Source organism: Streptomyces sp. NPDC002138 (assembly GCF_040296485.1).
Classification (GTDB): domain Bacteria; phylum Actinomycetota; class Actinomycetes; order Streptomycetales; family Streptomycetaceae; genus Streptomyces.
In genome coordinates this window covers 21,114-27,113 of sequence record NZ_JBEOXE010000090.1, presented here as the reverse complement: position 1 = coordinate 27,113, position 6,000 = coordinate 21,114, and the positions used below count along the sequence as shown (strand labels likewise).

Sequence of the window (6,000 nt, the reverse complement as noted above, 5' to 3'; positions counted from 1 at the left end):
ACGGCCCTGTCCATCGCCGCCGAGATCGTGGCCAGCCGGCGCGGCGGCAGCGGCCGCGCCCTCACCGGCGCGCACACCCCGATCCACCACGACGGCGCGGACGTCGTGATGGCCCGGATCGCCTGACGGCCGGTGCTCCGGCGCTTCGGTGCTCCGGCGCTTCGGTGCTCCGGTGGCGCCGGTCCGGTGCGTGGCGGGGGCGGTCAGCCGCCCTTGGGCGCGGACGGCGCGTGGCCGGGGTACACGTGGTCCGGGGTGGCGATGGCGGTGACCGCCTCGCCGAAGAACGCGCTCGGCTCCTTGCCGTCGTGCAGGACATCGGTGTTGAGGAGGACGACCAGGGTCGCGCGGGCCTGCGGGAGGTAGACCGTCAGGCTCTCGTACCCGGGGATCGAGCCGTTGTGGCCGATCCAGCCCTGGACGTCGAAGACACCCAGTCCGTACCCCGCGCCGGGCACGCCGATCGGGGTGGTCCTGAGCCGCTCCGCCTGCGTCGCGGGCGTCAGCAGGGCGCCGGTCGCCAGGGTGCGGGCCCAGCTGCGCAGGTCCTGGAGGTCGGAGATCATCGCGCCGGCGGCCCAGGCCCAGGAGGGGTTCCAGTCGGTCGCGTCCACCTCGCGCGTGGCCTGGCCGGTGTAGCCGTGCGCGTGCGGCTCGGGGAAGCCGGCCCCGGTCGGGAAGAGCGTGTGGTGGAGCCCGGCCGGTTCCAGGACGTCCTGGGTGATGACGTCGTGGAGCGGACGCCCGGTGACCTTCTCCACCACCAGCCCGAGCAGGATCAGGTTGGTGTTGGAGTACTCGAAGCGCGTGCCCGGCTGGAACCGCACCGGGTGCCTGAAGGCGTAATCGAGCAGCTGCTGCGGAGCGAGTGGCTTGCGCGGCTCGGTGTCGAGCACCTTGTTGAAGTCCGCGTCCTCGCTGTAGTTGAACAAGCCGCTGCGCATCCCCGCCAGTTCGCGCAGGGTGATCCGGTCGCCGTTCGGAACGCCCGGTACGTACCCGCTGATCGCGTCGTCCAGGCGGACCTTGCCCCGGTCCACCAGCCGCAGCAGGGCGGTGACCGTGAACGTCTTGGTCTCGCTGCCGATGCGCATGCGGAGCCCGGGGTCCATGGGAGCGCCGGTCGCCTTGTCCGCCACGCCGAAGGCCCTGACGTAGCTGCCCCTGCCGGGGGCCCACAGCCCCACGATCACACCGGGCGTCCGCGTCTCGGCCATGGCCGAGCGCACGGCCGCGTCCAGGCGCGTCGCGACGGCGGGGGTGAGCTGCGGGAAGTTCCCCTCGGTACCGGGGGAGGGGGTGGTGGTGGAGGCAGTGGAGGCGGCGGGTGCCGTGGTGGCGGACGGCGCCGGGGTCGGGGGCGCCCCGTACGCGGAGCCCGCGAGGGCCGGGGCGGCCGGGGCGAGGAGCAGGCTCGCCGCGGCGGCGGCCACCCAGGCTCGGCGCAGCCGGAGGTGGCCCGGCTCCGGTTCCGGTTCCGGTTCCGGTTCCGGTTCCGGCTCCGGCTCCGGCTCCGGCTTCGGTTCCGGCTTCGGCTCCGGTTCCGGCTTCGGTTCCGGCTCCGGCTCCGGTTCCGGCTTCGGCTTCAACGCACGGCCTCCTGTCGGCCGACGGCCCCGAGGCAGCAACGTCCTCAGCGTAGGCCGGTGCCCCCCGGGCCGCGAGGCGGAGCCGCGGTCCTACGGACGGGTGATGCGGACCTGGTAGCCGCCGGTGCGCAGTTCGCCGACCACCGAGATGCTGATGCCCGCCGCCGCGTCGGTGAAGGTCTCGCCCGGTTTGTAGGGCGCGTCCGAGAGTTCGCCGTGCACGTTGGGCCGCCGGGTGCAGCCGCCGCTGGCGGCCGCGCTGTCGGCCACGGTGACCGGACCGCGGCCGGTGTCCACCTCGGAGTCCACCTTGTAGATGAGGACCCCGGGCTTGCAGACGGCCTCGTCGTTCCCGGCCTGGGTGCGCACCTCGACGGCGTACCCGGCGCTCTCCGAGGTCGGTACGAACGCCAGCTTGGTGCCGCCCTCGACCGCGAGCGGGGAGAGGATGTGGTCGCTCGTGCCGGACTTGGCGGCGCAGCTGATCTGGTTCGCGTCCAGCCAGCCGAGCTTCCACTTGTGCCAGCCCAGCAGGTCGTTGTTGGCGCCCCAGTCCTCGCTCATGACGTCCCAGTGGCCGACGGCGCCGCCGCCGTCCTGGGTGTAGAGGTCGGGCAGCCCGAAGACGTGGCCGTTCTCGTGCGGGAGCACCCGGTAGCCGGTCTCGCGGTACGAGCCGGAGCCGTCGTCCTGGCGGCTGTAGATGAAGGACGTGTTCGCGAGCGGCACGCCGTCGGCCTTCGGTGCCTCGGCGTTGCCGGAGAAGGTCACCGAGAGCACGGTGTCGAGGGCGGACGGCCCGGCGTTCGGCGTGATCAGGATGTTGATCAGGTCGTACCGGCTGAAGTCCACCTGGGCGTCGGCGGCCCGGGCTATGTGCTCGACGAGCTGGCGGTAGCCGGGCTCGTAGGCGGTGCCGCGCTCGATGCCGTACGCCGAGAACGGCATCGGCATCCGCAGCCAGGTCCGTATCGGGGCCTCGGGCTTGTAGGTGAGCCGCCCGTACGAGCTGGTGCGGAACCAGTCGGAGGTCTGCGGGAAGAACTCGGCGAGCCGGTCGAGGGCCGAGCCCTCGCCCTTGGCGTCCGGGAAGTCGATCATCAGGTTCAGCGCGCGGACCTCGCCGGTCGAGCGGGAGTACCCGGGAGCGGTCGGCACGCCCTCGGACATCTGCACGCCCATGGCTCCGGAGATCCGGCAGGGCGCGAGGACCGATTCGGTCGTCGCCGCGGCGGGGCCGGCGGCCGTGTGGGTCCGGCCGGCTATGCCGACGCTGGTGGTGGCCGTGATGCCTATGGCGAGCGCGGTGAGGCCGATGTAGGCGCTGGCGCGACGGGGTGTGCGTATCCGGCGGCGGGTCTGCGGCATGGAGAGCGCCTTCGGGTCCGCGGCAGCCGGCCGGATCCGGTCTGCGCTCTGTGCGATCACCCTCCGACGGGTACGGCGCGCCCGCGCGCCGGGAGCGGCCATCCGGGCGGAGGGGGCCGACGAAGGGTCCGCTTGGGGGTGTGACTCAGGTCACACCGGAGGGTGAAATAACCGGGGACTGGATCCCCGTTTGCATGTGAGTCGACGTAAGCGGGGACTTGCTCCCCGGTTGCCGAGGCGCCGCGATCGCCGCGATCGGCGTAAGCGGCGCGATCGCCGTACGGGGCGGGATCGCGTACGGAACCACGAGGTACGGAACCACGAGGCCGCACGGCCGCGGAGTCAGGGAGGCCAGGAGTGAAGCGTTCGTCGAGCGCCTCGAGCGTGTCGAGCACGCTGCCGGCGGAGCCGGCGGCTGCGGCCGTCCCGGTGGACCTGTCGGAGGCCGCCGTGTGCGCGTCCGGCGCTCGGCTCACCGGTGAGCGGGTGCCGCGGCCGCGCGCCGACGCCGTGCGCAACCGTGAGCGGATCCTGCTGGCGGCCCGCGAGATGTTCGTGGAATTCGGCGCGCACGCTCCGTTCGACGAGATCGCGCGCCGCGCGGGCATCGGCAACGCCACCCTGTACCGGCACTTCCCCGACCGGGCGGCCCTCGTCCACCAGGTGGTGCTCTTCGTCATGGACCGCGTCGCCGGTCAGGCCGAGGACGCACTGGCCGCGACGCGGGGCCCGGCGGCTGACGGAGGCGCGGTCGGCGGGGGCGTGGTTGACGGAGGCGCGGGCGTGGACGCCTTCGAGGCGCTCTGCCGCTTCACCCATGCGGCCGCGGACGAGCGGATCGGCGCCCTGTGCCCCATGCTCGGCGGCGACTTCGACCGCGAGGACCCCGAACTCCTCGTGTCGCGCGACGCGTTGGAAGAGGCCATCGAAAGCCTGCTGGCGGCCGGTCAGCGAGCCGGGCTGGTGCGGACCGACATCGCCGTCGGCGATCTCATGGTCGCGCTCTCCCAGCTCAGCCGCCCGCTGCCGGGCATCGTCTGCCTCGACGCGGACCGCTTCGCGCACCGCCACCTCCAGCTCTTCCTGGACGGGTTGCGGGCTCCGGCCCGCTCCGAGCTGCCGGGCTTCCCGGCCACGCTCGAAGACCTGAGGCAGAAAACCATGTGACGCGCGAGATCGCTCCCGCTAGCGTCGGACGGACCGCCCGAAACCACGTCATTCCAGTACAGCCAGCTCATTCAGCTCATCCAGTACATCCCAGTCATTCGAGTCACTCGAGTCATTCAAGTAATTTCGCACCGTGAAGTGGGTACCCCCATGTCAAAAACAGCCGCGAGCCTGCCGCAGGCTGACCCCAGTCGCTGGCGGGCGCTGGTCTTCATAGCCCTGGCGCAGCTGATGGTCGTCCTCGACGCGACCATCGTGAACATCGCCCTGCCGTCCGCCCAGCAGGACCTCGGGATCTCCGACGGCAACCGCCAGTGGGTCATCACCGCCTACGCCCTCGCCTTCGGCGGACTCCTCCTCTTCGGCGGCCGGATCGCCGACCTGTGGGGCCGCAAGAACGCCTTCATCGTCGGTCTCATCGGCTTCGCCCTGGCCTCCGCGCTCGGCGGCGCCGCGAACGGCGAGGCGATGATGCTCGGCGCCCGCGCCCTGCAGGGTGCCTTCGGCGCGCTCCTCGCACCCGCCGCGCTCTCGCTCCTCGCGGTGATGTTCACCGATGCCAAGGAGCGGGCCAAGGCCTTCGGCATCTACGGTGCGATCGCGGGCGGCGGCGGCGCCGTCGGCCTGATCCTCGGCGGTTTCCTCACCGAGTACCTGAACTGGCGCTGGACCTTCTTCGTCAACATCCCGTTCGCGATCATCGCGGCCATCGGCGCCTGGCTGGTCATCCGTGAGCCCGCCGGTACCCGCAACCGCTCCGCGCTCGACATCCCGGGCGTGGTGCTCTCCACCCTCGGTCTCGTCTCCCTCGTCTACGGCTTCACCCGCGCCGAGGCCAACGGCTGGACCGACCCGCTCACCCTGGGCCTGTTCGTCGGCTCGGCCGTGCTGCTGGGCGCGTTCGTGCTCGTCGAGTCGAAGGTGAAGTCCCCGCTGCTGCCGCTGCGCGTCCTGATGGACCGCAACCGCGGCGGTGTCTACCTCTCGCTGGGTCTGGCCGTCATCGCGATGTTCGGCCTGTTCCTCTTCCTGACGTACTACCTCCAGGTCGTGAAGGGCTTCTCGCCCGTCAAGACCGGCTTCGCCTTCCTGCCGATGATCGTGGGCATGATCACGGGCTCCACCCAGATCGGCGCCCGCCTGATGACCCGGGTTCCGCCGCGCCTGCTGATGGGCCCCGGCTTCCTGCTCGCCGCCTCCGGCATGCTGCTGCTGACCCAGCTCGAGGTGGACTCGTCCTACCCCGCGCTGATCCTCCCGGCTCAGCTGCTGCTGGGTCTGGGCATGGGCTCGGCGTTCATGCCCGCCATGTCGCTGGCGACGTACCGGGTGAACCCGGCCGACGCCGGTGTCGCCTCCGCGATGGTCAACACCTCGCAGCAGGTCGGCGGCGCGATCGGTACGGCGCTGCTGAACACGATCGCGGCCTCCGCCACCACGGCGTACCTGACCACCCACGCGGCCGAGGCCGCCGGGGGCGGCGCCGCCGCCAAGCTGGTGCAGGCCCGCGCGATGGTCGAGGGCTACTCCTCGGCGATCTGGTGGGCGGTCGGCATCCTGGTCGCCAGTTCGCTCATCGCGCTGACGCTGATCAACACGGGCCGCCCCGACACCGGGCCCACGGCCACCGGTGACGGCGCGGACGCCGACGCCGGGGCGGAGAACAGGATCCCGGTCATCGCGCACTGACCGGGGGCCCCGCGGGCGATGACGCCGCAGTGACGGAATGACTGACGACGGCCCCACCTCGTTCGAATCCACATTCGAGCGAGGTGGGGCCGTCGCGTTTCCGGCAATACGGTCATCCACGCAGGCAACCCGAAGCCGTTACGGGCCGTCTTCGGGGGTAGAAGTGCGGGAGCTCGGCCGGGGGCGG

4 protein-coding genes and 1 pseudogene are annotated in these 6,000 nt (G+C 72.0%); 3 read left to right on the top strand and 2 right to left on the bottom strand.

What is annotated here, in order from left to right:
* Window positions 1-126 (top strand): annotated as a pseudogene (locus ABT084_RS34525) (XdhC/CoxI family protein); the annotation flags it as partial.
* Window positions 127-203: 77 nt separating this feature from the next.
* On the opposite strand, the gene ABT084_RS34520 reads toward ABT084_RS34525, so the two are convergent.
* Together ABT084_RS34520 and ABT084_RS34515 are read right to left on the bottom strand one after the other, a co-directional pair.
* Complete coding sequence (locus tag ABT084_RS34520) at window positions 204-1,448, bottom strand: serine hydrolase domain-containing protein (RefSeq protein WP_351052750.1); 1,245 nt, start codon at window positions 1,446-1,448, stop codon at window positions 204-206.
* A 231-nt stretch (window positions 1,449-1,679) separates the two neighbouring features.
* Complete coding sequence (locus tag ABT084_RS34515; protein WP_351052741.1) at window positions 1,680-2,957, bottom strand: M6 family metalloprotease domain-containing protein; 1,278 nt, start codon at window positions 2,955-2,957, stop codon at window positions 1,680-1,682.
* 435 nt (window positions 2,958-3,392) lie between these two features.
* Between ABT084_RS34515 and ABT084_RS34510 the strand changes: the two genes are divergently transcribed.
* Window positions 3,393-4,124 (top strand): TetR/AcrR family transcriptional regulator, encoded by a 732-nt coding sequence (locus tag ABT084_RS34510; protein WP_502969267.1) that lies wholly within the window; start codon window positions 3,393-3,395, stop codon window positions 4,122-4,124.
* A 150-nt stretch (window positions 4,125-4,274) separates the two neighbouring features.
* Window positions 4,275-5,813, top strand: coding sequence for an MFS transporter (locus tag ABT084_RS34505; protein WP_351052737.1), 1,539 nt, complete (start codon window positions 4,275-4,277; stop codon window positions 5,811-5,813).
* Window positions 5,814-6,000 lie beyond the last annotated feature (187 nt).